Below are 24,761 nucleotides of genomic sequence, written 5' to 3' on the forward strand. Positions count from 1 at the left end.
TGGGAGGTCAAGGCACGGAATAGAGATAGACACCACGGCGCCGGCAACAGGTGTACTTTTGCCAAAGATTCCAGGCGTAGCCGTCATCGGAACTGGTTGCACCGTCCCCAAAGGAGGTCAGTGAGAGCGAGTCGTTTTGGCCGAACTGCTGGCACCCGGACCAAGCCTGCGGATACAACATCTGCCATTTGCGTTTCTCCCCATAGTTGAAGTAGCGATAGCCACCGGAGGGCTGGACACGCGAATAGATGTGCGGCTGAGCCTCCTTGTAGATGATCGAGGCGACCCTCTCAGCCAGCACGGCTGAGGCCTTCACGGGGTGCGACTGGATGATTTCTCCGGTGCGTGGGTAAACGTTGCCCCAGGTCTGCGTGTAGCCAGACCCGATCTCGCCTAATCCGGGCACCCAGGCCTGCGGGTAGATCATTTCCACGGGCACGATGCCGCGCCAGAAAGGCGCATCGAGCTCGCTTTGGAAGTGCAGGTTGAAATAGCTGGCTCCGCCAGGACAGAAGAGGGCACCTCCGGTGCTGCCCGAGAGTATTTCTGAGAGCTGCTGCAGACCGGCGATGCCTGCCTGAATCTGCTGCACTGTCTCGGCAATCTCCATCACCTGCTTCACGCCCTCAATGGTCTTGAGGATCGTTCCAAGGCTGGCCAGCAATGATTCCGAGCTCAACAGACCCTTGGCATCAGATGCCACAGTTTCTGCAATGCTGGCAGGCACTTGGGTCCACTGGCGCCCAATATTGGGTAGCTCCTTCGAGGGGAACTTGGCCAACTCGCTAACCGTGGGAAATGCGATGGACTTCGGCATTGTGAACATGCCGCCAGACGCGAGCATGCTGGCAAACATGCCGGCAGGATTGCCTATGGCATCCGCCCCTTTGAAGTTCGCCATGGCCGAGTTGCTGTCCAGGCCGCCGGCGGACGAGTCCAGCAGCCGTCCTGTCAGTGCAGATCCAGCCGTTGTCAACGTGGTGGCCACGACCGTGCCGATGTCGGTCCAAGGGTGGCGCAGCGGTTCGTTGTAGGTGCTGACCACCACGTCTGGCACATAGTGGGAGATCTTGATCGAGGTCCGAATCCAGCATCCGGTCCAGCCGCAGCTCAAGAAAAAGCACACGCCCTCGACGGAGTACGACACACAAGACAAGGCTGCCTTGGCCGTATTCGCGATGATGGCCGGGGTGGTGGTTCCTGCCATGGTGGTGGCCGGTGTGAGCACGGCGCACATCGAGGCCGTACTGACGGCCGCGACGAGACGGCGCAGCCTGAGATTTAGGGAAGCTCGTTTTTTCATCGGGAAGGCCTCTGCTGAGCCGCGGCGAATAGTTCGATGGCGCGGTCCACATCCGCAACTCCATAAATGACCTTGGCGCGATTGATGACGATGGCCGGGAGCCGGTCCAATCGGTACTGGACGGCCAGCGTCATGCCGGAGGCCGCATTGGTGATCTGGTCCTTGTAGCGGCGGCGGATCTCGCCCTCGTGCTGACGCATGTAGGCCATGGCGTCGGCCTCGTTCTTGGGCAGCCCTGCATTGAGCTGCTGCTCAAGCTGAGCCATGGCGTCCACGCGATAGACCTTGAGCACGTAGCCAGGCTGGCGAAATGGCGGCCGCACCACCGTGGCCGAATTGGCGAAAACTTCCACCGTCGTCACCGAAGGGCCGATGGAGCCTTGGGCCAGGACGCCATGAGAGCAAAGGCCCAGCACCAGGGCAGTGAGGGATGACCGCATCATGCGCGTGCCTCCTGCAGGCGTGCCGCCACGCGGTAGGCCGCTTCAACCTCGGTGCATCCTTGCTCTTTCATGAGGCGGTGGCGCTCGGCTTTCTCGTGGCCTTCGGTCATTGCGAGGGCAATGGGCAATGCCGGTGGCACGTTTCGGAACAGCCACTGATTGTTCGCGCTGATGAGCACACCTTCGGTGTACTTAGCCGGCTCCTTCACGGCAGACTCCATCATGTGGCGTTGCTCTGGTGTGAGCGAACGAAAGCGCGCGATCTCCTCGATCTCGTTCTTGTCCATGGTCAGCAGCATCCAGAACTCGCACATGGACAGCACGCGGGACATACTGCCTGGGAAGTCCTTCAAGTTTTGCGTGGCCAACCAGAACCAGGCATTGAGCTTTCGCCACATCTTGGTGCCCTTGGCCACCTTCGGGCCAAGCAGCTCGTTGGTGGTAATCAAGTGCCCTTCATCAGTCAGCATGATGAGGGGGCGATCCTCATGCTGAGCGGCCTCTGCGCGCGACTGCACCGAGTCCAGCAGGCTGGTGTAGGCCACAGCAAGCGCATCCTCATAGCCGTCTTTGGTCAGTGTGCCCATTTCCACGAGGGTCACATCGGCATCGGGCCAGTCCTGGCCCAAGCGGTTGAAGAGCTTGCCGCGCAGGCCTGTGGTGAAGCTCATCATCGAATGGCCCATCTCTTCGGCACGCGAGCGGCGGTGCTCCGACAGAGATGCGTCCTTGACCATGGCCGTCAGCTCCAGGGCAACGTCTTGTGTCAGAGGATGGGGCTTGCCTTCCTTGGACACGCGCACTGCGGCTCGAATAATGGCTCTGGTGACCAGATAGCGGTCGGCCCGCGTCATGCGTTTGAGCTCGGCGTCTTCACCGCCCGTAATCATCATGATGGCCGAGATGAGCATCTCGCCCAGGTAGTCGCGCTTTTCTTCGTCCGAGTCGTCGTCGGCGTCAGCAGGCTCCATCACTTCATTGACCGACTCCATCAGTCGCTCGGCACCGACGAGCTCAGCATCCTCTTCGGAGGGGATACCCGCTCCAGCGCCGAAGTATTCCTCCGCTGCCTTGAAGGACTCCATGATCTCCTTGTCCTGCAGCAGCTGGCTGCCGTACACGAATGGAGGCAGTGATACGTCTGTATCGCCGCTCAAGTTGACGCGATGCACGCTCAAGCCTTTAGTGGCCATGTCCTTGACCATCAGATCGAAGGACTTGCCTGCATCAGCAATCACCAGGCGTGGACGGTGGATGGCCATCACCAGCATGGACAGGTAATTCAACGTCGCCGACTTGCCCGCACCTGTGGGGCCGAACACCACCATATGGGCGTTCTTCTTACGGTCAATCTTGTTGAGTGGGTCGATCCACAACGGCTCGCCGCCGCGATTCCAGAACCAAAAGCCTGGGTTGGCCGTGCCGCGTGAGCGCCCATAGACCGGCAAAATGGCGGCGATCAGGCTCGCAAAAGTCAGGCGCGACCGTCGCATGCTGCGAAGGTCGAACGAGGGATCGAATGCAAATGGCAGTGCACGCAGGAAGGCGTCATGCGGCACCAAGTCCTCTCGGGATTCGATGAAGCGCATCCCGGTCGGCGTCAGCTGGGCATTGACCTCGGAAACAGCCGCATCCAGATCCGCATGGGTCTTACCGCTCAGGTACAGCCCCATGAACATCGGATACAGCTTGTCCCCGGTGGCCATGTGCTGGAGCACTTGCTCCGACTCTCTATGGGTCTCCTGCGCCACGGCGTTTTGAGCACGGGAAGCCCTTTTGATGTCCTCGACGTGGCGCTCGACCTGGTACTGCGCTGCAATCGTCACCGTCACAGACAGCATCGATCCAGGCGGCAGTCGGTCAAACCGCGCATAGGCTTCGTTCCCGATCCGGCTTTCTGCGGAGAAGTGCCCGATGCTAGGGTGAGCACGAAGGTTTTGCAGCGTGAGGAACTTCACCGGCTGGCCATCGAACTCGAAGCAGCCTTGTTCCTGGTTGCACGAGGGCTCCGAAAGGTTCAGCGACTCGGAAAAATCCCAGTCATAAATACCCTCTGGAGCCTCATCACCCGGATAGGGCGCGCCGCGGAACAGCTCGGCGCCCGTGCTGGCCCAGGGCACGCTACGGTTGAAGAATGGAAGCATCCACTCGTAGAAGTCCTTGCCGTTGGCACGCCGCGCCGTCACGCCGGCTTCGTTCAGCGTGGCAAGCAAGGTTGTGGCCACCGCCTCCATCTGCTGCTCGGCCAGGCGGCGCTCATTGACCAAGTCATCAAACTGGCGATAGATGCAGCAGCGAACACGGCGCTGCTGGCCGCGCCAGGTCTGGCCCGTCACCAAGGTGTCGGTGAACAGCCCTTGCTCTCGGGAAACCTGCGACAGGTGACTGCGGAACTCTTTCAGCACGGACTGCGTGTATTCCGAGTCGATGATGGCCTGCGCGCGATTGGCGTCCTTGTGCTGGGACAGGATGTAGTCGTGAAGGTATTGGTTCAGCCCGTCGATGTTTCGGTCATCGCTCAGGAAGAACTGGACCACCCAAGGAGAAGAGTCGACCTCGGGAATCGCCTGGATAGCCTCTTGAATCTTGCGGCAGTGCTCTTGCAGGTACTCCAGCGGCTGCGCCTCCGTAGCGACAGCCCCCAGCTCGAACAGCGCGCCCAAGGTCTTGCCGTCGCGCATCACAAAGTTGCGGTCTTTGGGTGAAAACTTGACCCAAGGCAGCAGCTCAGTGAAGGAGGGCGGACGGGCGGCCATCTGCTTGCGGTCGGCGGCTGTCATGAGCCGGCGCTTGTGCCTGCCTTTGGTGCCCCCAGACAGGCCCAGCATTTCCAGCAATCCGCTCATTGGCCAGCCTCCCGCGCAGTGCGGCCGCGTGAGAATGCGGCGCGGCCTTGTTGCAGCTCTTCGGCCACCTCACCGGGCATGGCGTACTCCGTTGACTCATACATTGGGAAAACCGTGACATAGCCAGGCACGGGGTAACGGCCCTTGGCCAGGTGGGGATAGACCACCATGACTAGATCCGGGTTGGGTACGCGTGCAAAGCGCTGTTGCATAGGCTCCAGGGCTGACCAGTAGCGCTGCGTCATTTCGTCGCCGCGCGCGATCGGGCGCGCACTCGACGCACGCTCCAGGCGGTCCCGCGCGGTCTCACGAGAGGAAGCCGCTGACTGCGGGGGCTGAAACTTGCCCCGATACACATCCACCAGGGTCGGACTGCCAGCCGTAGCTTCCTTCAGCGGAGACTCGCGCGACCCAATAGCCGTGCAACCAGCCAGTAGCGCGGGAAGCACGATGGCAAGAAGAAGGGAATTATTCGAGGCCATAGCGGGCTCCAGACAGGACATTGGGGGACTGCGTGCGGTGCACGATCTTTCTTGGGTTGGCGGGCTTGTCGATTTCGATCTGGCGGTCCAGATGCACGACCAGCTGCTGGCCAGCGGGCGTGACCACCGCGTCAAACGAGCTCTTGAGGCGCTCAGTCAGCCAGCGCACCAGCTCATCGGTGGCTCCAGAACCCATGCGGCCCAGTGCAAAACTGCCGGCATTTCCGGTGATCGAGGAGGTGGTGCCATTGCTGCTCGCCATGGTGGTGGTCTGGGCCTGCGCCAAGGCCTCGGCGGCCACGCCCAAGCCCTTGGCACCAATGATGTCAGTCAGGTAAGCCGGCGCATTGGTCACGAACTTGCCTTGAATACAGGGGTTGCCGTACAGATCACTGATGAATCCAAGGTCTGTGGAACCATTGGTAGCCATGGCTGTGACGCCGGCACCTGCCTGGGTCTGCGGCGCACGACGCGCCGAAACCGTATGGATCGCACCATCGTTGAACACGAAAGTCATGCTGCGGATCTTTCCCTCGGTGCACGAAAGCGCCATATCGCCTACGGCCACGCCGGTAACGATCATCCCGGCGAGGTCTTCGGGCAACTCCCAGCCGTTGGCTGCCAAGTTGTCTCGCCCTACCATGGCTTTGAATTGCATGGGGTCCGTCACTCGGCCATTGACAGGCACACGGCCGATCAAACTGGTCATCGCGGTGACGCCCGCCAGCGTGGAGTTCTCCGGCAGCGTGAAATAAGCCACGGGTTGCGGCTTCGTAGCCGCCTGAGAGGCCTGAGCAGCTTGTGCGGCCTGGGCCGCACTGACCGCACTGGGCATCGATTGCGTGCCGTCCGGGGCTACCCGCACGTAGCGCGTAACCGTCTTCCCTTGATGCTGAGTTGTCTCGGTGGTGTAGCCCATGGGCGGAACCACCTTGTAGGCAGTGCTGCCACCGGACAAGCCTAGATCCTGGGAGCCACCAACGGGACGATGACCTCCGCCGGCGCCATTCGAGCCAAGCCCCGTAACAGAGTCGATGGCGTCGCCAATGGGCTTAAAGACATCGATTGGGGCTGGATCTGTGTCATTGCTGGTACCACCGACAGTACTAGCAGAAGAGGTGCCTGCAGGTGCACCTTTCTCCAAGCGTTCCAGGCGCTTGCTGAAGTCCTGGTTAGCACGGAGCACTTCCTGAATATCTGCTCGCAGGTCCTTGTTGGCCGCGACCACCGTGGCCAGCGTCTCGCTGGGTGTGTCCTCATCTGCGCCTGCTGTTTTTGGCAGGGGGGCGGCTGCCATGGGCGCAGCGGTCGGTGCATTGTTCTGGCGCATGACGAAGACCGAGCCGACGATGACGAAGGCCACGATGACAAGAACAGGGGTGAGTTTGTTGCTCTTCATTGCCATGGGTGCCTCACAGACAAGACTCGAAAGTGCGATCGCACACCAGGTAGACCGCCGTGGTGTCGGTGTCAGTGCCAGCAGCACCGATCCGGCCATGCTGGGCCGTGGCCGAGAGCCAGCGCCCGCGCAAGCTCTCCAAGGGCAGCTCCAGCGCAAAGCGCGAGCGGTTGGTGACGCGCACCGCAGTCACATACAGGTTTCCCGACTTCCACTGGCCTACGGGCGCAGCGTCCACGGCAGCGCCACGGAACAGTGTCGGCACGGGCTCGGTTCCTACGCCAACCTGGCTCACACCTGGCGTACCACCAGCCAAGCGTCGAGGTGCGTAGAGCTGGCGGGCAGCATGTCGAGTGAGCTGCACCATGTCCGCAGCAACGCTCTCTTGCTGTTGAGACTGGCCGCCAGACAATGCAGCTCCACCAATGGGGTTCGGCACGGTCGCAGGCTCGATCACAGAAACCTGCAGCTCGCCTTTAGCGGACTGCGTGGACACGACCTTGCCCTTGGAGTCTTTAGCGTCTGGAGCGGCTACCGCAATCAGATCCATCGGAATCTGCTGGCCGCTATCCACCAGCTCGGCAATGATTCGGATCGCCGTAAATGGCACAAGCGCAGTGACATAGATCGTGCCGGCGATCGTCTCGATACGCGCCACGCTATCCATGTCACTGGGCATGCGCAGCAACGCATCGGCAGGTAGGGTGACAAGGCGCTCCTGGCCAACCGTCAGGTTCACCCGGACGGGCTCACGCGCAAACACCGCGCGCTCAGCGGGGCCAGAGGTCAAAGGCGCTGGGCCAACACGGCGTAGAGAAGCTTCGGCAGCTGCGCGCCTGGCGGAACCTACGGCTGTATTCGCCAGCGGTGCGGGCACGCTAACGCCAGCCACCATGCGCCCGCCAGCCGGTGCGCGTCCTGCATTGGCTCCAGCAACTAGAGTTACAGCTGCTGCACCCGTTTGGCCCAGGTCAATAGGCTCATTGAACTCGGGAGTCTCGGTACTGCCCGCAAGCGATTCGACCTGCTGAGCAGCGACGCTGCCATGCAGAAGCTGCAGGGCGACCAGGAGGCAGATCGAAAGAGAACGACGTTGGATCATGTGGATCAATCGACAGAGGTGTCACGAGGCAGGCTCGAAGGGGCAATAGTTCCGGGCAGGCGCGGTGCTTTCAGGTCCGCTTGAACCGGCGCGCCAGGCTTGAGCTCCGCAGGATTGAGGCGCGCGGGCTGGCTACTGCCGAAGCAATCCAAGCCCAGACGCCATGGGTTGCGCTCACGGTCCACATCGAAGCGCACCACGCGCAGCGGGTACCGAATGAATACGTCCTTGACCGGCTGCCCTGCGAAGGTCTCCTGAACCTGCATGTCCAGCAGCACCGTCCAGGCATCCGAGCCTTCACGGATCACGCGGTTTTCGCTGTACGGGAATCCGGGGATCTCGCTGATCTGGCGAGTACGGCGGCGCAACTCGCCTTTAGCGTGACGCTGCTGCATATCGGTTTGCAGTTGCGCCTGGCAACGAGGCGTCAAATAGAACTGCATCGCATAAATCTGCTTGCCATAGTCTTGAGAGCCATCGCTTTGCCAGCGATTAATCTGCTGCCAGATGTAGTACGCAAAACCGTAGGCATTTGTAGACGGCACTGGAGACTGCCCATCAATAACCCGTATCGTGTCACCCGCCTTAATATCTGGCGCGACGTGCAAGTCGATATTCTTTGGAACGCGCGAAGCGAACCACATGCCAGCCACTGCCAGCCCTACTATGCCAAATATGATTTTTGTAAGCTTTGCGCTATGGCTGCGCTCGGACGCAAGTGCGTCCAGATAATCACCACTGCTCATTATTTGGTTTCCGATGATTTGCCTTCAGCCCTGATCGAATTCAAGCGATAGCTGCAACCCAATTGCATCCGGCCATCATGGACCAGAAATTTTGGCTTGGACAAGTTGTGCGACACGAGAAAAAAATGCATCCAATGAAGGTAGTAGCCTTCAGGGCGGTTTCTCTTTACTTCTTGCAGGTACAGTGATGAATACCACAGCACTGTGAAAGGCACGATAATGCAAATCAATGGAGCAGCCACCCAAAATCCAGAGATATATGCAACCACGCATCCAATAAACAGGCTTGCAGCGAAAGACACCGCCCCAATGTATCCGGCTTCACTTGCTGCCATGCCATTGATAATAGGTGGTTCAGAGTTCACGCGATCGGTCAACGGAGCCGAAGCCGCTGCCATTGCTTGGGGACGAGTGTCTCTCGTTAGCATCTCAGGCTAGGGTCTGAACAGAGTAATTAACCATCGCAATTACGAGGGTGAGAATAATGACGCTAACAATTACGTGCTCTTTTAGATCGCCTAGCTGGATAGTGCCTTTGGTGTAATCGCGGTAGCGTTGCATAGAGGCAATCACTACGTATAAAAATGCGGCAACTGCCAGAATTAGCCCCAGGATAGTAAACCCGAGTTTCAGATATGCGCCAATTAGCCCAAGAATATCGCCTTCTTGGGTGGTGCCGCCGCCGATACTTCCACCTGCGGGAGGTTGAATCGTTGGCAGAGCGCTAAATGCAGGGCTGGCTGCAATCAGAGCAACCGGAGCCAATGCAATAGATGCGATGCCAGAGTTAATTTTTCTCAAGTGTTTCTTCATGATTTCTCCAGTCGATTAGTTGATTTATTTCAGAATGATTGATCCCAACACGCCAACCACTAACAAAACAGTAATGGCGACCCCAATACATGCTTTCATGGCTTCAGATGCATCCAGCTCTCCGTCTCCAAAAGCCTTCAATACCAGCGTGCCGAGCCATGCGCCAATAGAAAACACCATCACAAAAACCATGACAAAAAGCAGGTACTTCAAGCTTTGAGGATTGAAGCCGGCCCCTTGCATAAATGCCGTCGCCATTTCTGAACGCATGGATTGTTTTTCTTTTGGTTATTGCCGATAGTCACCACGCAATGGGGCGACTGGGCGAGGCTGGCGAGGTGCATCCACGTGGTTCGTTACGCCGAGGCGCAGCAGCTCCAGGTCGCGCTGCAGCCAGTCGTAGCGAAACTTCACGCGCTGGCCGGTCGGCGCGGCTTTTTCCGCGTCAGCAACCATCAACTGCACCTGCTCGATCTCGCCAGCGATGCGCGCCAAGCGCTCGCGCTCCAGCTCGTCGTCGGCAACATCTGCCCAGGCCATCGCAGTGGTGGATAGCACTCCAATCACCAAGAGGGCAAAGAACGAATGTCGTGAGCGTTTCATCAATATCTCCTTCAAAATCAATGTCATGCGTATTTCTTGAACGCACCTACCGTTGTCGATAGGGTGAATGCCACAAGCACGGTGAACACCAGAACCATGTAGGCCGGGTTGAAGCCGCCGAACGGCCAGGACAGGTACAAGCCAAAGCCGCCTGTAAGCGCCCATCCCACATAGCGCTTGGCGTGGTGGTAGACGAACGAGGATTCGCGACCGCCTTGCCAACGGCGCCGGTCCCTGCGCATCAACCCGTCGATCACCCCCATCAGGCAGGCAAGGGCAAATGCTGGGAGCGCGAAAACTGCAGTGCAGAGGCGCAGCAGAACGTCCTGCAGGACAAACATGCTGATGACCACCCATTCGCTGAGCATGTAGATGAACGACGCACCAGCCTTGGCCAACCCCTTGAGTTGAGGCTGCACGCTTTGACCCAGAAAGCTAGGCAGTGCCGCATCTGAACCTGCCTGCTGGGCGGCCAAGTTGCGCTGATACCAGCGCAGCGCACCAAGGCGCTCGTAGGGCATACGTACCCACTTCACGATGCGCAGCGAAAAGTCCACGGTGTCTGGCACTAGCAGACTGCGTGGCGCGGCTGCGATATAGCGCAGATCCTGCTGCACCATCTCCTGTGCATGGCGGATGCCCTGGCCACGCCAGAAGAAATAGCCACCGCCGACTTCAATCACCAGACCGATGAGCCACGAAGACACTGTCACGCTGAATAGTCCAAAGCCAACCAACACGGCCACCCCCACAGGGCCGTGTGTGCTTGGCTTTCTGGCGGGCGAGTTCGGAGCCGTCATGAGTGTGGTCCCATCACGTTGCCGGCCACGGCGGACGAAGTTGCACCTGCCATGGCGTAGCCAGGCATATCGTCATCAAAGGCAGAGGCGAGATCCGTGTCGATCAGCCCACCTGCACCAGCGCCCAAGGGCTGTGTACTGAGCCAGTCGGTTTCTGCGGCCCAGGTCTCACTCGTGCGATAGCGGCGCTTCATGTCCTCTGCAACCGCCTTGAGCGAAGCAGGAATGAACGGGTCGTCCTTGGTATCAGCCAGAGGAATACGAATCTTGTGGCAGCGATTGCCTTCCAGCAGCGCAAACGCTTGACCCTGTGGCAATGAAAGAACGTCAGAAGGCTCGATCAGCGGCGCCTTCGACTTGTTCGCTATGTCGTTGTTCTGGCTGGTGAAATCGACGCCATTGCCCTGAGCAGCCGTGTCCGACACGCCCGATACTGGCGTGAGCACCGTTACATTGACCTGTGGCACCTGGTCCGTCAGCAGGCTCGCGGTCGCCTTGCTGCGCACCCGCAGCATGCAGAGGTGGTTGAAGTTGTCGAGGATCTGGCCAGCCTTGGCCTTGTCACCAACCTTCGCCTCGATGTCGAACATCGACTGGGTGTATGCAGTGATGCGAAAGCCAGATCCGCCCAGTTTGTTGACCATGGGCACGAACTCGGGACCTGCAATCTCATTGACCTCATCGAAATGGCAACACACAGTCGGCAGCTGCAGCTTGCCGTCGCCGTGTGGGTCGAGGCCTGTCTTGTAGAGCTTGCCGCCGGTCGAGACCAGATCGGACAGCATGGAGTTGCCCACGGCAGACGAAACCACGGAGTCAGACAAGGCATCCAGGCCGGCATACACGATGCCGCCCTGGCGGAACACAGTCATCCAGTCGAAGATCGGCCGCTTGTCGTTCGGGTCGAAGTAGTCCGGGCTGATGAGCTTGCCAACTGCGCCAGAGGTGAGCTTTTCGAGGAATGGCCCCAGGCTGGCAATGATCTTTTCGTAGAACGAACGCTCGTAGCTGAATGCGGCCGCCAGGCCGACCAGTACCTTGTCGTCCAGTCGTGCTTCCTTGATGAGCAGATACATCGCCACCTGATCGGGCGAACGATCCTGCAGGCTTCTTGGAACCGGAGCCTTCTTTGCCACGATAGCGCGCTCCAGCTCCACCAGGCGGTCCTGATAGCTGCCGAAGCGCTGGGGATGGTCAATCGCGAGCTTGCGAAACGTCATGCCCGCGTAGTCCATGAACAGCGGGTCAATGCCAGTCACGTCCTTGAGCAGCGTCTCGTAGGTCGGAATGCGACCGAGTGCCACCTGGGCCTGAGCCACGATGTTGGTGAACCGCCAGCTGAACTCCTTGAAGGCAGCCGAGTTGCCCGAGGAGGGCAGGGCATTCGTGGCACGGCCAGCGACTTCGGTGATACGCGCGAAATTGCCAATGCCGTTGTAGCGCGCAGAAATCTCCGGGTAGCCCAGATGGAACATATAGAACTGATCCAGGCGACCAGCGCGTCGTGCCTCAGCATGCATGCGAAGCATCAGCTCCGCGTCGCCCTTGGGGTCGATGACGATCACCACATGACCAGCATGAATGTCCTGAGAGCACAGAAGCTCCAAGAGGCGCGTCTTGCCCACGCGAGTCGTGCCCATCACCAGCAAGTGGCCAGAGCGCGAGCCTTGGCGCAACACCACCGGCTTTTCGCCCTGCACGCCGACGCCATGAAGCACGGGGTTGCCGCCCAGGTCCACGCCCGAGGCAAAGGGATTGGCGGTACCGCCCACATCGAGCGCACGCTCCAGCACCCTGGCCAGCAGGCTGTCGGTCTTGGCCTCGGCCCACTTGCGCATCTTTTCGCCGGTCGCTGCGAGCTTGAGCTCGGTTGGCGAGGCCTTCACGAAACGCTGAACATCTGTCTCACGAGCGTCCAGCAAGCGCTGCGTGTGCAACTGCGTCCACTCGAAGCCTTCGCCCAGGTAAAGATGCTCCTTGAGGTTGACGGGAAGCTTGTGGGGAGCCAAGCGCGTCATCTTGGTGAACTTCAGCCCGCGTTGATAGCTATAGACCTGGAAGGCCTGGCGCGCTCGCACGCATCCGAAGCCGGCAGCGATTGCGCCCGAGACTGCGCCCAGCGAGTGGGGCATCATCAGCGCCCATGGTGCGGCTGCAGCCACGCCAGCAATCCCAAAAGCTGTGGCAGCGCTCAATGCTTCGACTGGCGGCCTCAGCACGCCTTCCATGGTCCCGTCAGTCACTGCATGCCCTCCAGTTGGAACATGCCGTGAAGGCTTGGAACATTTTGGGACTGCGCAGCCGCAAAAGGCGTTCCAAGCTGAACCTGCCAAACGCGCAACAGCCGAGCATTGGCACATGCTTTCGCCGCGCCTTCCAATCCGATATGCACCAGGCCGAGTTCGCTCATGGAGCCACTCCAAACGTGCGCTGAGGCAGGATCTGGTAGGCGCGGCCATTGCTGTGCACCAGGACGGGAAAAACTGGCGCCCCCTTTGCGATCAATGTCTCTGCAAGGAATGCCCCTGTATCAGGAGCCAATTGCAAGGGGTTGGCCACTTGCTGCAGCAGCTTGAATGCGGCAGGCGTTGCTGCCTGCACCACAATGCCGACAGCATTGAGCTGTATCAGCTTCTTGTGGTTGAAGGCTACCCAGCGCAAAGACGCGTCGTCCGCGCCGATCACGAACATCGGCTGAGTCAGCCATTGGCCATTGAAGACCTGCACACCGTCTTGCTTGAGCACACCGCCTCGCAATTGGCTGCGAAACGGGAAACGCAGCCCGTCGAGCACATTCGCCTCATCTGTGCCGCCCACGATCTGGGCCACATAGGGCGCCAACGGCACAGACTTGCCGCTGTCGTGGATCATCTCCAGCTCCACGCCGGCCAGGGCCGGCGCGCTGCAAGCGAATCCAAGGGCGAGGATGGCGAACCGGCAGCGCATATCAGCGTTTTCCGCGGTTGGCAGGATCTGGCGATGCGCGCTCGATGATCTGCGTGCGCGGCACGTTCAGCATGTCGGCTGCACCAACAGACGACTGCACGCGCGGCAGGCCGTCATAGTTCACCATCGGCTCATTGGGATACAGGCGGGCCATAGCCGCCTGCATTTCACGGTCCCACAAGATGCTTCGCTCCACATCCTGGTGGAAGATCCGCGCCATGCGCTCGGCATACTGGCGGCGCTCTGCATCGTTGCGAGCATGAATGCCCAGGACCTCAAGGGGCGAGAGCTCCTTGACTGAGAAATTGGCACGAGGTCCCAGGGACAGCACCTTGGCGCGCTGCATTTCATCGGCAGTCAGACCCCACATCTGTTGCACAGCACGCGCTGTCTCGTCCAGTTGCGAGCGGCCCTGTTGAGTCGTGCTGGGCAACGAGCTAGCTTCTGCAGTGCGGCCAGTGCGCAGCTGCGCAAGGGCGCCCGTGCTCAGCTGCAATGCGACCACGGTGGCAATAAAGGCAGTTTTTTTCATGAATCAGCCTCCATTGCTCACTGAAAGGGTCAGGCCTTGGCTGCCTGGAGCCACGAATGTGGCTGTGCGAGACACAGGATCTGCCGACTTGAGCGACAGACCATTGACCACATCACCTGGGCGCAAGACACGCACGCGGCGATCACCGGGCACGCCCGACGCGACCACGACCGAAGGCTCGCCGTTCCACATATCGACGGACACAAGCTGGGCACCTGCAGGAGCTGCAGCTGGCTTCGCGGCAACGACCTTTGCTGCTTGGCGGGGAGTCGCCGGCTTCGCCTTCACCATTACGCGCTTGGGCGCTGGGCGCGGCGACGGCTGCTCGACGGGGGCGGCCTGTGCGGCTGCCGGAGCCACTGCAGGCGCTACCGCAGGAGCGGGAGCCGGTGCCGCCGAGGTCTTGCCAGCAAGCGCGTTGGCCTGCTGCATGGCGGCCAGTTGCTGGGACATCAGCAACATCATGTCTTCCATGCGCTTCATGCGATCAAGCACCTGGGGGTCGACGCCGACTGGTGTTGCAGTCGCCACTGCCGTGGGGGCCACCGCCATAGTCGGCGCTGGTGCGGCAGTAATAGGTGCACTACCAGCCGGTGCTGCTGCAGCGACCTCATTTCGCTGGAGGGCCACGTTGGCCACGGCTTGCGGCACAGCGCCCGCGTCCCCCAGGCTGGCAACGCCTGCATCAGCTGCAGACTGCCGCATAACCGCCTCTGGATCGAATTCTGGCTGCATGCCCACGGGGATTGGGTCCGCATCGCCAGATGGTGCTCCGGCGATAGGTGCCGCAGCCGCATCAGCCAAGGGCGCAAGGGGCAGAGGGGAGGTGTCAGCCAAGCGCGGATCAAACTCGGAAGCATCGAAAGCAGGCTGCGGCGTCACCAGGCCGGCCTCGGGAAGCGATGAGCCAAGCAGATCCAGTGCTGGTAGACGTTTCGGCCCGTACTGAAGGTACCCCACTGCCAATAGTCCCACGACACCCGCAATGCCGATTGTGCGCAGCACCCATGGGTTCGTTGGCTTGCGTCGAGAGGGGATATCGCTGGACTCAACACTCACAGGCACCTCGGCCTTGCGTGGCTTTGCTGCGGCCGGTGCGCGACCGAACGCGCGGGCGAGGAATCCTGGCCGTTTTTCAGCATCTACAGGCGCAGCAGCTGCCGCCGCAGTTGCAGTGGCAGCACTGAGAGGAGCGGCAGTCTCAAGCTCGCTCAACCAAGAATGGTCGACGGCTGAATCGTCGACACCAGTGACCTCGGGGGCCACAGAAGCCGCAGGCGGAAAATCTGCCACATCGGGAGGCGGCGGCGGTGGCACGCTTGGCTCAGTCACTTGTACGTCTGCATCGACAGTGCTTTGTTCCGACATGCTCACTCCTTGGCGGATGCCTTCGGCTGAGGCGTAGTGCTAGGGCTGACGATGGGCTCCAGGCGGCGAGGCTTGGGTGCGTTGGCCAGGGTGAACCAAACGCGGCGAGTGATGTGATCGGTGTGCCAGCGCCATGCCGTACCCACGAGCACGTTCAGAACGTCTTGAACAGAAAACGGGCCCAGCGTGCGCTGAGCCTCGGGCAGCGGCAGACCTAGAAAGCGCCGCGCGTCGGAAGTCAGTGATTGGGAATCCACCAGGGCATAGCCAGTGCGAAGCAACGTGTACTCGATGGCTTCGCCAACGGTCGTCACCTGTTCGCGCGGGAATGTGAGCTGGGCCACCAGGGCCAGCGGCTCATTCAGATGAGGCTGTGGCTGGGCTTCGGCAGTGGTGTAGCGGCCCAACTGCAGGCGCTTGTTGCCATCAACAAGCTGAGGGGTGGCCTGGGCTGAGGCCATGGCCAGCAAAGCCATGCTGGCAAAGAATCTGGGCATGCGGGTCATGGACCGTAGGAACTCCGTAAAAAGAACCCGGACCACAACCAAGAGGAGGTGTGCGAAGAAGATCAGTGGCCCGGGGGTGTCGACGCAATGCGTCAGTCGCCGAGCCGAATGTTCTTAGAGCTGCCGCTTTGTCACCAGCGGAAACCGTGCGTTACATACCTAACGGTTAACGCTTGACACAAATGGAAATAAATGGTTGGTAGTTTAAGGGGTTAAAGGATGGCGAGCGTCAGGGGCCGCTCGCATACAGGGCAAACGGCATTACTGGATACAGGGCCTATCCAAAGGGCGCGCATGCTCCTCAAAAATCGGAGCATGCGCAAAGGATTTACAGGTACTGGGAAAGGGTTATACGGGCCTACAGGCGAAAGCTCCTGGCCTCGGAGAGACCAGGAGCTTTCGAAATGGAAAGGCAGCGCTTAAGGCATTCGCAGTAAGCAAGGCTATGGTCAGGATGCGATGAAGTTGAGTGTCTGAGTGCTGGTGCCGATATAGCAGCCGAACATGAGCGGCCATTCAGGTAAACGTCTCAAAGCTGTCATTCCCCTTGAGGCCGCTGCTCCGTAAACAACCAAGTAGTTCTCATAGCCGTAACGTCCTCCTGTCGAGCCATTGAAACCTTCGGTCCACCTCCAACTCTGGTGCTGCCCGAAGGAGGCGATCAAGGATATCGGCAATGTCGAAGCCCTCGGCAGAACTCCCTTTAAGGAGAAGCCAAAGCAGATTCAGCACGCATTGAGGAAAGTCTTCAGGATGCTTGCTATTCATAAATAAGAAATGTGAATCCAGCCTATCCAGCGGCACGAGATAGGGTCTAACATAATCAAGTGCCTCTGGGAAAGCGTCGCCTGAGAAGATTGCCAAGCGTGCAAGATGAAGAGAAGTTTGCTGCGTTCTGAACACCTTCTCTCGTGGCCAAACTTGCTCCAGCAGTGGTCGAAGTAGCGTACGCCACGTGACCTCGGGAGGCCCTTCAAATGCTGAACTCCACTTCACAAGTACACCGGCCGCAGCAACATGAATTTCGGGCTTTGAATTCCGCAATGCCAAAGCAGCATCAGCAATGGAAATACCCCATGCTTCTGCTGTCGACTTCTCGCGCAGAATGGATAGTGCCGGTGCCAAAATCTTTGCTGCAGCATTTTGTGCTTCGCTTCCTGTGCCCTCACACTCAATGACCCCCCGGAGAATTTGTTTAGAAAATGCGTTGGAAACAAGTTCTGAAGCCGCTGTCTTACACACCAATATTTTGCGTAGAGCCCTTCCTTCTTGGCTTTCGGATGACAGTGCCAAGGACAGTCGTTTTGTTACTCTAGGCAAGTTTAGAGACACTACAAATTGCGAATCTCTTATAAGCACGGAGCGAGAAAAACTACCCTGAATGCCCAATCCATTGGCACAGTCGTAAAGCGCTGTGACTAATCCAGGTACTAGTGCTACACCTTCTGCGCGCGCTTTTTCTATGTCCTGAAGTACAGCGGTTGCAAGCCGTCCAGCTGAACTGTTGATAGCAGAGAAGTAGAAATCGTCTGGAATTTCAACATGCTCGCGTTCGCTCGAAATGGCTAACAAAAAGAGCCTCTTCCACCATTTCCGAAGCGAGGGCGTTTGGTAACGAGGCGAGAGTTCATAAAGACTGCATAGAGCGCGGACAAATGTAGTCAGGAACTCATCCGCTGCTGGCTTAAGAACTTTGAAGACCTCTACCACCAAATCCGTGCGGATCTTCTTGCTGCCTACATCTGGGACGCTTAGGGCAGATACAAAGCTGTCCCAAAGTCCTGCGTTGGCAACATCAAGCGGGGCGCCCCGAAGCGTCTGGAACGCGCCCTCGGGGTCAAGATTGCAGTATGCCCTCCAGCCTTGGCGCTGCTCTATGTCGTGACTTAGCTGTGAAGCCTTTGCGACCTCAAGACGACTTGATTTCGGTGCATCGATGAGGGGCTGTGCATCTCCAAGGACCATTTGCACTCCCGAGGAATAGGAGCTGAAAAAGTCACTCTCGTCGACTGGCCTATTGAGGTAAGGCCTTCTCTGCTTTATGAGCTCAAGCTCCTGAGCTCCATGCTCAGAAATTCTATGTGCAGCATCAAGCATGTTAAGCCTTAGCCAAACCGCCGCATCTCGTGCGTGGGCTCTCCAGTCGACTTGCCCTGTTTCAATGTCGAATCGTTGGAAGTAGTTCTCAGCGTCATCGAGAATTCGCCGCTCAAGCGCTAAAACAGCGGATTCTTTTGCCTGGGGAGCCCTTTCTTTAATCAACAGCGGCACCTCGCGGTCTGTATTCCAAAAGACTATGTCTGAGGTGTCGAGTAAACAAGCCAAAGCCTCATCGGCGGTGAAAAGCTCGGCATTTCTCTGAGCATTCAGCCAGAGTCGAGTCCCTAAGAGACCTGGCGCAGTCTTCCATGTGCTTGCTGCACTCAACGCGGCATTTCGGTTTCGCTGCGCGGCTCTTGGAAGGACGCTTGTCAGCAATTGGGCGAGGAAGACAAAGCCTTCGTGAAAATCGTTCTGAGCGTGGGGCTCGACTGATGGAACATCGTAGTTGGTACGGTCGTACTCGTCTTCGATGGCCCCTATGTCAATAGCAAGACGGACGCTCTCATGGAACTTCTCTGTTGCAATGTTCAGGATGGAGTCTGCATTCCCGTGGTTTGAGAGCACATCTGAGAGTTCCGAAAGCTCTCCCTCATGGGAAATTGCAAGGCTAGCCCACACAATTTCATCAAGGCTCTTTGGGTCCCCCAACGACGATTGAGCATATGTAGACAAGAAGCTGGCTTTGAGCTTCAGCTTAGGGGACAGCATTTCGACAGCTAGCTGCAAGTCGCTATTGAGCACAACTTCAGTATTTAGTCGTCGAGTTACGGCGTAAGGTTGGTTTACCCAGTCTGATCTGGAAGACAGCTTCAAATGGGACATCAGGCGCCACGCTCGCTTCCAAATGCTAGGAAGCTCTTCCTTACGAACTACCCGGCTAAAAATACGATCAACAAATGGTTTACCTAGTTTCTCTAGCCAATCTATTGCGACGTGATACCTGTCGATAGACTGAAGGTCAACTGCAATCCATCCCTCGATGACGCCTGTAGCGTCCTCATCGGACCATATGCCTTCATCATGGAAAAACTTGAACCAAGCCTTATCAGTAATGGCCTCGATGGCGACTACGTTTAGGTCACGTTGCCCTTTGAAAAGCCAGCGAATATTCTGCCGTTCAAATTTGTCAATGCTCTCTAATGGCTTGGCTAGGACAGCCCTTGCCAGCTCCCTTCTGCATTTCTTTGGGCGCTCAACAATATCGGCCAGACTGGCTAGGTCACGCCAAAGTGCCGAATGGCCTTTCGTTCCCGTAGAAGGGTCCACCTCCTTTTGATAGAAGATAGGGACGACGCCTAGCGCCTCCCATCCTGGAGATTGTTTATCTGGCTCTGGCTCAGAGTCGAGTGCATAAACCTTATGCAGGTCGGAGAAGCGCTCACGGTCAGCCTCCAGAACGTTCAGGAAGTACCGAACTGGGGCGTCACTCGCGCTATAGCCAACTAGAACAATCGTCTTGCAGCGGCTAAGGTCAAACAGAAACCGTGAAGCCCAACCAGAACGCATGTAGGCATCGCCATACTCGGAGCTCGTGACAATCAATGGCGTCTGCGACAGACCAAGCTGAGCATCTGAAAGTCGTCCATGCAAATGGATGATTCCGCCGAACTCAGCGGTTCCTGGTCGCGGAATTTCCTGTCCGGCCAAGCTTTGGGCTTGGGTTTCAGCCTTGCTCTTGGTTTTTTTAAAATATGCCTTCTCTAAAAGAATGTCAAAGTTGGTTGTGACAACGCAAGGTCTGTTGTTCAAGTCCCTCGAAAGTCTCAGAATTGTGGCGTGATTGGAGAGGTTGGGTTTGGCGGGCGCAGTCAATTGCTCAGCAATTGTCCGAGTGAAGAGTGCAGGCTCCGCTAAGCGTCGCTCCAAAGAGCCGAGCACCTCTTCATATCGACCAGCGCCCAGTGACGCCTTTTCCGCCAAGGTGTACTCAACACTCAGTTGCTCAAAGCACTTAGTGACCAACGCCCAGAACCCTGGAAGCATCGGTGCACTGATACCAGCGCCGCATAGAAATACGACTTTCCCGTCTAGCATGGCATCGACGAGTGCAAAGGGAAAAGCAGGTCCTGATTCGGAGAGTCGTAGTTCCATAGAGAAGATTTGCCTTTTAGCGGTCCTGGACTACCACACTGATGAAGTCAGTCGTTTAGTCGGATGCTGAGAGTGTCTTAGAGAAATTGGCGCCGGGCTCAGCTTGGCAAGTGCGACTATGGGTAGAAACGCATCTAAAAACTGTTGCCAATTGTAATTTATTAGCACAGTTTTCCGAGCATTTCAAGCGAAAAGCCTCTGGTCATCACCGCAGGGTTTCGCGCTGACAGGTGAGGGCGCACTAGGTACGGTTGCGCCCCATGGACGACTTCGCCCGCGCACCGCACCTACATAGTCAGCACATCCACAACAGTGATCCACCATTTCTAGGCCGAGATCCGCTCGATCGTGGCTGCTCGATATTCGCTATCGCAGACAGCTTGCAACTGCTGGGCCTTGCCAGCAAAACCAACCCGCTCATGCGTTGGTTGGGTCGCTTCGAGGGGCTGGAGCAGCATCTGGAAGAGGAGCTTGATCCAATCCTCAGCGTGCGCTCAATCCTGCTGCAGCTGGTTGCTGACCATCCCAAAATGCCGCATGTGCCCAAACCTCAGCAAGAGAAGAATTGGCACAGCTTTGTCATGCGAGTCGTGGCGCAGCCGTTCGTGCAAACATGCGGTGACTGGGGCCGCGACGGCATCGCCTCACGCATCAAATGGAACCCGCTGCAGCAGAGTTTCATGGACTTCCTCGCGCTGGGCCAGCCTGGGGAGGAGCTGTCTATCTGGACACCCACCGATGGCAAGTCAGCCCGTGCCCAGCACTTCGCTCGAATCCTGCTCCAAGAGGAGTGCGCGTGAAGAGTATTGCTTCAAAGTTGCTTGCGATGGTGCCCTGGAGCAAGGCCAAGCCGGTGCAGACTGCTCCTGCGGGTCCGCTGCCTCTGCCCGACGCGCCAGTATCAACGCGGCCTCAAGACCAGCCACTCAAGCCAGACGAGATCCACATCGCGGGCAGTGAGCCCGGATGGTTGCGCGTGCTCAATGCCCAGCAGCTGCTGGCCACCGTCCGCGCAGAACGGGCTATCACCCAGATCTGGAGCCAGTCGCATCAGTCGCAGGCCATTTGGGAGCGGGACCTGCTGCCGGCGATTCGGCGGTACGCCGAGTTCGTGCAACTCATGCCAGCCTCCGAAGCGCACCACCACGCCCACGCAGGCGGCCTGCTATCGCACACCATCGAAATGCTGCTTGCGGCCATGACCTGGCGCAATGCCCATCTGCTGCCAGGCGGAAGCCAGATCGAGATCGTGGACGCCCAGCGCGACCAGTGGACCTATGTGGTGTTCTTCTGCGCTTTGCTGCATGACATCGCCAAGCCCATGACCGACCTACGCATCGCGTGGCGTCAGGTGGGCGAGACCGATCCTATCCGCTGGGCACCCGCAGGCGGAAGCCTGTCTCAGATCGCTGGCCAACGCACTGCCGAGTACCTGGTGGACTTTGCGCCCAAAGGGCAGCGCGATTACAGCGCCCATGCCAAGCTGGCCCAGCTGCTGCTACCCCGCATTGCGCCAGAAAGTGCGCTTCGATTCCTGGCGCACACGCCCACCGCCTTGGATGCCCTGGAGCAATACCTCACCGGCCAGGACAAGGACAGTCTCGTCGCCAAGATCGTCAAGCGCGCCGACCAGCTTTCAACGCAGCGTGCCTTGCAAAAAGGCTCCAAGGCCCGCTTCGCCACGGCCAAGGCCGTGCCTCTCATCGAGCTGCTGATGCAGTCTATGAGGACCATGCTCCAAGCTGGCACACAGCTCCCCCTGAATCGCAACGGTGCGGCAGGTTGGGTGTTCGAGGGGGCGATCTGGTTCGTGGCCAAGCGCCTCGCCGATACCGTGCGAGAGCACATCCAAGCAAACGAGCCCGATGAAAGCGTGCCTGGCAACGCAAAGAACGACCGGCTGTTCGACACCTGGCAGGACTACGGCGCGATCGAGCTCAACCCTGCCAGCGGCCAGGCCGTCTGGCATGTCACAGTGCACGGTTACGCCGAGGATGGGTCAGAGCAGGGGGCCTACATGCATGACTTTGCCATGCTCAAGTTCCCTCTGGCCAAGCTGTTCAACCACGAGAGCAAGTACCCGGCCGCCATGCGTGGGCGGCTGGAGATCCGCGACCGTCGCAAGGATGGAGCAGGGCAGGACGAACATCAAGCTGCTGCAACTCTCACTGCATCGGAATCTGCGGCAGCAATCGATGCCAATGCACCACAAGCTGCGGCATCCTCAGCCCAACCATCCCAGGTTGCGGCAAAGCCTGCGAAGCAACGGCCCCAGGATGCGGCAGAAGCTAAAAAGCATGCCGCCATCATGCGGGAGCCTACTTTCACCAAGCCGCCGAATGCTGCGGCAAAGCCCAGGCCTGCGGCAACCACTGCGGCAGCAGCAAAGACACCTGCACCAGAAACTCCATCCCAAACTGCGGCAGTCTTGGCAGTTAGGGCGCCTACGGCGCCAGTGCAGCAGACCCAAGCTGATACAGCCTACGACGAGTTTGAAGCTGGGGCAGCATCGAGATCCCGCGTGCCCACACCATTGAAGATGGACTACGACAGCCTCGACAACGGCGAAGCCGCGTATTTGCTGGGCGACAGCGAGGGCAGCTACTTCCTCGATCCATCCGAATCTGCAACAGCATCGGACAAGCCTGGCAAAAAGAACAAGCCGGCCAAGAACCCACAGCCGGCAGAGAAGGGCGCACCGCCCTTGGAGCAACGATTCCAAGATGCCGCAGCGGTGCCACCACCACCACCAGCTGCGCCTCCTCAGCCCGCCACCTTGCACCAGCCGCCCCAAGCTGCCGCAACTACGGCCGCAAGGCCGCCTTCTGTCAAACCTGCAGCAGCTGCGCCGCCGCCAGCGCCAAGCGCACCTAAGAATCCCGCCCAAGAGCTACGTCATGACCAAGTGCCTCGCTCTCAAAGCGTGAGTGCCGAGTTCAAGCGCATGGCCGCTGATCTGGACGAGCTCGACGACCTGCCCGTACTCAAGGGACGCACCGTCACTGCAAGTCCGCCGCCGGCTGCAGCAGCAACACCGGGGCCGGTTCTTCTGCTGCAGCCGCTGCCCGACATCGACGCAAACCCCGACAAGCCGCCACCCGAGCCAAGCCCCTTGGCATTGGCTTTCATGCAGTGGGTGCAAATGGGTCTGGTCAATCGCGAGCTCAAGTTCAATGAGACCGGCGCGGCGATTCACTTCGTGGAGGAGGGCATGGCCCTGGTATCGCCCAAGATTTTCAAGGAGTACGCACGCCATGGCGACCGTGAGGACGGCCACGAGGATCTCACGGTCGACGAGCTGAGCACCAAGACCCAGCGGGAGGTCATCAAGTGTGGCTGGCACCTGCCAGCCGCAAACCGCACAAACATCGTCCGCTATGAGATCCACAGCCGCGGCACCGTAGTGGCCCATCTGTCCTGTGTTGTCCTCACCAGCCCAGGCCGGTGGGTCCAGCCCATCCCCCCCAGCAATCCCGCATTGAAGATGGTTTGATATGAAATCCACCTGCAAAACTGATTACGAGATTGGCGACAACACCGCGCCAGACAAGCGCCTAGAGCTATGGAAATCGCGTAGCTTCTGGTTTCGGCTGCGGCACCGATGGAACGTGCTCAGTGCTTTTGCCGAGGGCAGCTTGACCTGGCACCACGCCAAGCTCGGCCTCAAATACCCGGATCAGGTCATGTGGCTGCAGCGCTGGCCACCTGGCAATGGATTGATGCCGGTCTGCCCAGCCGTCATTGCCGAGCTTGAGCACATCGATCGCACCATGATGGACTCCGACCAGCCCGCGCCACGGGCCGCTATTTTCTCACTCCACAGCATCGGCCACGATCGCACCCAGTGCAGGAACTGCGGCGGATCTAGCGGGGCCTTGCCCACGCAATGCCCAGGTCACCCCATGACCGATGACGAGCGGCAGGCCGTCCTGGAGGGGCTACTCGATTACGTCGATGGCCAATGGCTTGGCCAAGTCATCAAGCAAGCCCCGAAACCACTTGCCGAAACCTGCAAACTGGAGCCTAAACTGGCTGCCGAAACCTGCAAACTTGAGCCAAAAACGTCTGCCGAAACCTGCAAACTGGATTTGCCGTTTCCTGCACTCTATATACAAGGGTCTTCTATACAAAGAACTACTACTACGTCTCCAAGTGTCGTAGCGCTCGAAGTGGCACCAGCGAGCGAGGCGCAAGTCTTCTCGGAAAACGACTGGGCAGCGAAGTGCGCAGCCTTGTCGGATGCTGCCAATCGAGGCTGTGGTCAGGTCTACGAGACCTACGAGCTCCGCGTCGGAGCCAGCATTGACCTAGCACTACAACAGGTGCCCGAGCAACAGCTCGATCGCGCCATCGAGATCGCCATACAGCACGGATACACCACGACGGAACAACGCGCACAGACACAACGGATGCTGCAGGATGACGGATGCTGCAGCCACGGCCTGGACCCGCATTGGTGTCCCGTTGGATGTGGAGACGTAGACAATGGAAGCGATTCAATGCTGGACTTTGACTGGACGCCATGTGCCTCATGCGGCGAGCCTGCGGATGCTCACCAAGGCTCCAGTGCTTGCGACTTTGTAGCAGCGGACGCAGCGCCGATGCCGGAAAAACATGACGGGTCAAACAAAAATGTTTGACAGTTGGCAGCGAAGTCCTTAGAGTCCCAACCGTGCGT

General features: G+C 58.9%; 22 protein-coding genes. 3 read left to right on the top strand and 19 right to left on the bottom strand.

The features are described from left to right. Nucleotides 1–7 precede the first annotated feature (7 nt). From CLU84_RS09095 to CLU84_RS09180, 19 genes are all read right to left on the bottom strand, one after another. Nucleotides 8–1,237 (bottom strand): TraU family protein, encoded by a 1,230-nt coding sequence (locus CLU84_RS09095; protein ID WP_003062520.1) that lies wholly within the window; start codon nt 1,235–1,237, stop codon nt 8–10. A 62-nt stretch (nt 1,238–1,299) separates the two neighbouring features. After that, entirely contained in the window at nt 1,300–1,746 is a 447-nt protein-coding gene (locus tag CLU84_RS09100; RefSeq protein ID WP_003055187.1) for a TIGR03757 family integrating conjugative element protein, read from the bottom strand. Beyond that, nucleotides 1,743–4,592, bottom strand: a complete 2,850-nt coding sequence (locus CLU84_RS09105) for a conjugative transfer ATPase (protein ID WP_003055189.1) — start codon at nt 4,590–4,592, stop codon at nt 1,743–1,745. The genes CLU84_RS09100 and CLU84_RS09105 overlap by 4 nt, the downstream gene beginning before the upstream one ends. Beyond that, entirely contained in the window at nt 4,589–5,074 is a 486-nt protein-coding gene (locus CLU84_RS09110; protein WP_099736892.1) for a TIGR03751 family conjugal transfer lipoprotein, read from the bottom strand. Before CLU84_RS09110 ends, CLU84_RS09105 begins: the two co-directional genes overlap by 4 nt. Further along, nucleotides 5,061–6,479 (bottom strand): TIGR03752 family integrating conjugative element protein, encoded by a 1,419-nt coding sequence (locus CLU84_RS09115; protein WP_099736893.1) that lies wholly within the window; start codon nt 6,477–6,479, stop codon nt 5,061–5,063. The genes CLU84_RS09110 and CLU84_RS09115 overlap by 14 nt, the downstream gene beginning before the upstream one ends. A gap of 7 nt (nt 6,480–6,486) precedes the next feature. Then, complete coding sequence (locus tag CLU84_RS09120; protein ID WP_099736894.1) at nt 6,487–7,575, bottom strand: TIGR03749 family integrating conjugative element protein; 1,089 nt, start codon at nt 7,573–7,575, stop codon at nt 6,487–6,489. 5 nt (nt 7,576–7,580) lie between these two features. After that, complete coding sequence (locus tag CLU84_RS09125; protein WP_003055196.1) at nt 7,581–8,321, bottom strand: PFL_4703 family integrating conjugative element protein; 741 nt, start codon at nt 8,319–8,321, stop codon at nt 7,581–7,583. Beyond that, nucleotides 8,321–8,719 (bottom strand): TIGR03750 family conjugal transfer protein, encoded by a 399-nt coding sequence (locus CLU84_RS09130; protein ID WP_099736895.1) that lies wholly within the window; start codon nt 8,717–8,719, stop codon nt 8,321–8,323. Before CLU84_RS09130 ends, CLU84_RS09125 begins: the two co-directional genes overlap by 1 nt. A 31-nt stretch (nt 8,720–8,750) precedes the next feature. Beyond that, nucleotides 8,751–9,134: a DUF2976 domain-containing protein gene (locus CLU84_RS09135; RefSeq protein WP_099736896.1), complete on the bottom strand. Its 384-nt coding sequence runs from the start codon at nt 9,132–9,134 to the stop codon at nt 8,751–8,753. A 24-nt stretch (nt 9,135–9,158) separates the two neighbouring features. Next, nucleotides 9,159–9,404 carry a DUF3262 family protein gene (locus CLU84_RS09140; protein WP_099736897.1) on the bottom strand — a complete coding sequence of 82 codons (246 nt, stop codon included), beginning with the start codon at nt 9,402–9,404 and terminating at the stop codon, nt 9,159–9,161. Between the two features lie 18 nt (nt 9,405–9,422). Continuing rightward, a complete protein-coding gene (locus CLU84_RS09145; RefSeq protein WP_019042353.1) occupies nt 9,423–9,737 on the bottom strand; it encodes an RAQPRD family integrative conjugative element protein in 315 nt (104 codons plus the stop codon). Nucleotides 9,738–9,760: 23 nt separating this feature from the next. Next, nucleotides 9,761–10,537 (bottom strand): TIGR03747 family integrating conjugative element membrane protein, encoded by a 777-nt coding sequence (locus CLU84_RS09150; RefSeq protein WP_199173711.1) that lies wholly within the window; start codon nt 10,535–10,537, stop codon nt 9,761–9,763. Then, complete coding sequence (traD, locus tag CLU84_RS09155; protein WP_099736899.1) at nt 10,534–12,765, bottom strand: type IV conjugative transfer system coupling protein TraD; 2,232 nt, start codon at nt 12,763–12,765, stop codon at nt 10,534–10,536. The genes CLU84_RS09150 and traD overlap by 4 nt, the downstream gene beginning before the upstream one ends. Before the next feature lie 11 nt (nt 12,766–12,776). Then, nucleotides 12,777–12,947 carry a hypothetical protein gene (locus CLU84_RS22180; protein ID WP_199173712.1) on the bottom strand — a complete coding sequence of 57 codons (171 nt, stop codon included), beginning with the start codon at nt 12,945–12,947 and terminating at the stop codon, nt 12,777–12,779. Beyond that, on the bottom strand, nt 12,944–13,483 hold the full coding sequence (locus CLU84_RS09160; RefSeq protein WP_099736900.1) for a PFL_4695 family integrating conjugative element protein: 540 nt from the start codon (nt 13,481–13,483) through the stop codon (nt 12,944–12,946). The genes CLU84_RS22180 and CLU84_RS09160 overlap by 4 nt, the downstream gene beginning before the upstream one ends. 1 nt (nt 13,484) lies before the next feature. Next, complete coding sequence (locus CLU84_RS09165; RefSeq protein ID WP_099736901.1) at nt 13,485–14,015, bottom strand: integrating conjugative element protein; 531 nt, start codon at nt 14,013–14,015, stop codon at nt 13,485–13,487. Nucleotides 14,016–14,018: 3 nt separating this feature from the next. Next, nucleotides 14,019–15,383, bottom strand: coding sequence for a hypothetical protein (locus CLU84_RS09170; RefSeq protein ID WP_233209985.1), 1,365 nt, complete (start codon nt 15,381–15,383; stop codon nt 14,019–14,021). Between the two features lie 2 nt (nt 15,384–15,385). Beyond that, entirely contained in the window at nt 15,386–15,889 is a 504-nt protein-coding gene (locus CLU84_RS09175; RefSeq protein ID WP_099736902.1) for a hypothetical protein, read from the bottom strand. A 582-nt stretch (nt 15,890–16,471) separates the two neighbouring features. Further along, nucleotides 16,472–20,083, bottom strand: a complete 3,612-nt coding sequence (locus tag CLU84_RS09180; protein WP_099736903.1) for an SIR2 family protein — start codon at nt 20,081–20,083, stop codon at nt 16,472–16,474. Nucleotides 20,084–20,343: 260 nt separating this feature from the next. Here CLU84_RS09180 and CLU84_RS09185 point away from each other — a divergent pair, with 260 nt between their 5' ends. From CLU84_RS09185 to CLU84_RS09195, 3 genes are read left to right on the top strand one after another with little or no spacing between them, the layout of a single operon-like run. Further along, nucleotides 20,344–20,883, top strand: a complete 540-nt coding sequence (locus CLU84_RS09185) for a hypothetical protein (RefSeq protein ID WP_099736904.1) — start codon at nt 20,344–20,346, stop codon at nt 20,881–20,883. Continuing rightward, nucleotides 20,880–23,576 carry a MobH family relaxase gene (gene mobH, locus CLU84_RS09190; protein ID WP_099736905.1) on the top strand — a complete coding sequence of 899 codons (2,697 nt, stop codon included), beginning with the start codon at nt 20,880–20,882 and terminating at the stop codon, nt 23,574–23,576. Before CLU84_RS09185 ends, mobH begins: the two co-directional genes overlap by 4 nt. A gap of 1 nt (nt 23,577) precedes the next feature. Continuing rightward, nucleotides 23,578–24,723, top strand: coding sequence for a hypothetical protein (locus CLU84_RS09195; RefSeq protein WP_099736906.1), 1,146 nt, complete (start codon nt 23,578–23,580; stop codon nt 24,721–24,723). Nucleotides 24,724–24,761: the final 38 nt, after the last annotated feature.

Origin of the sequence: Comamonas sp. 26 (assembly GCF_002754475.1) — a bacterium.
Classification (GTDB): domain Bacteria; phylum Pseudomonadota; class Gammaproteobacteria; order Burkholderiales; family Burkholderiaceae_C; genus Comamonas.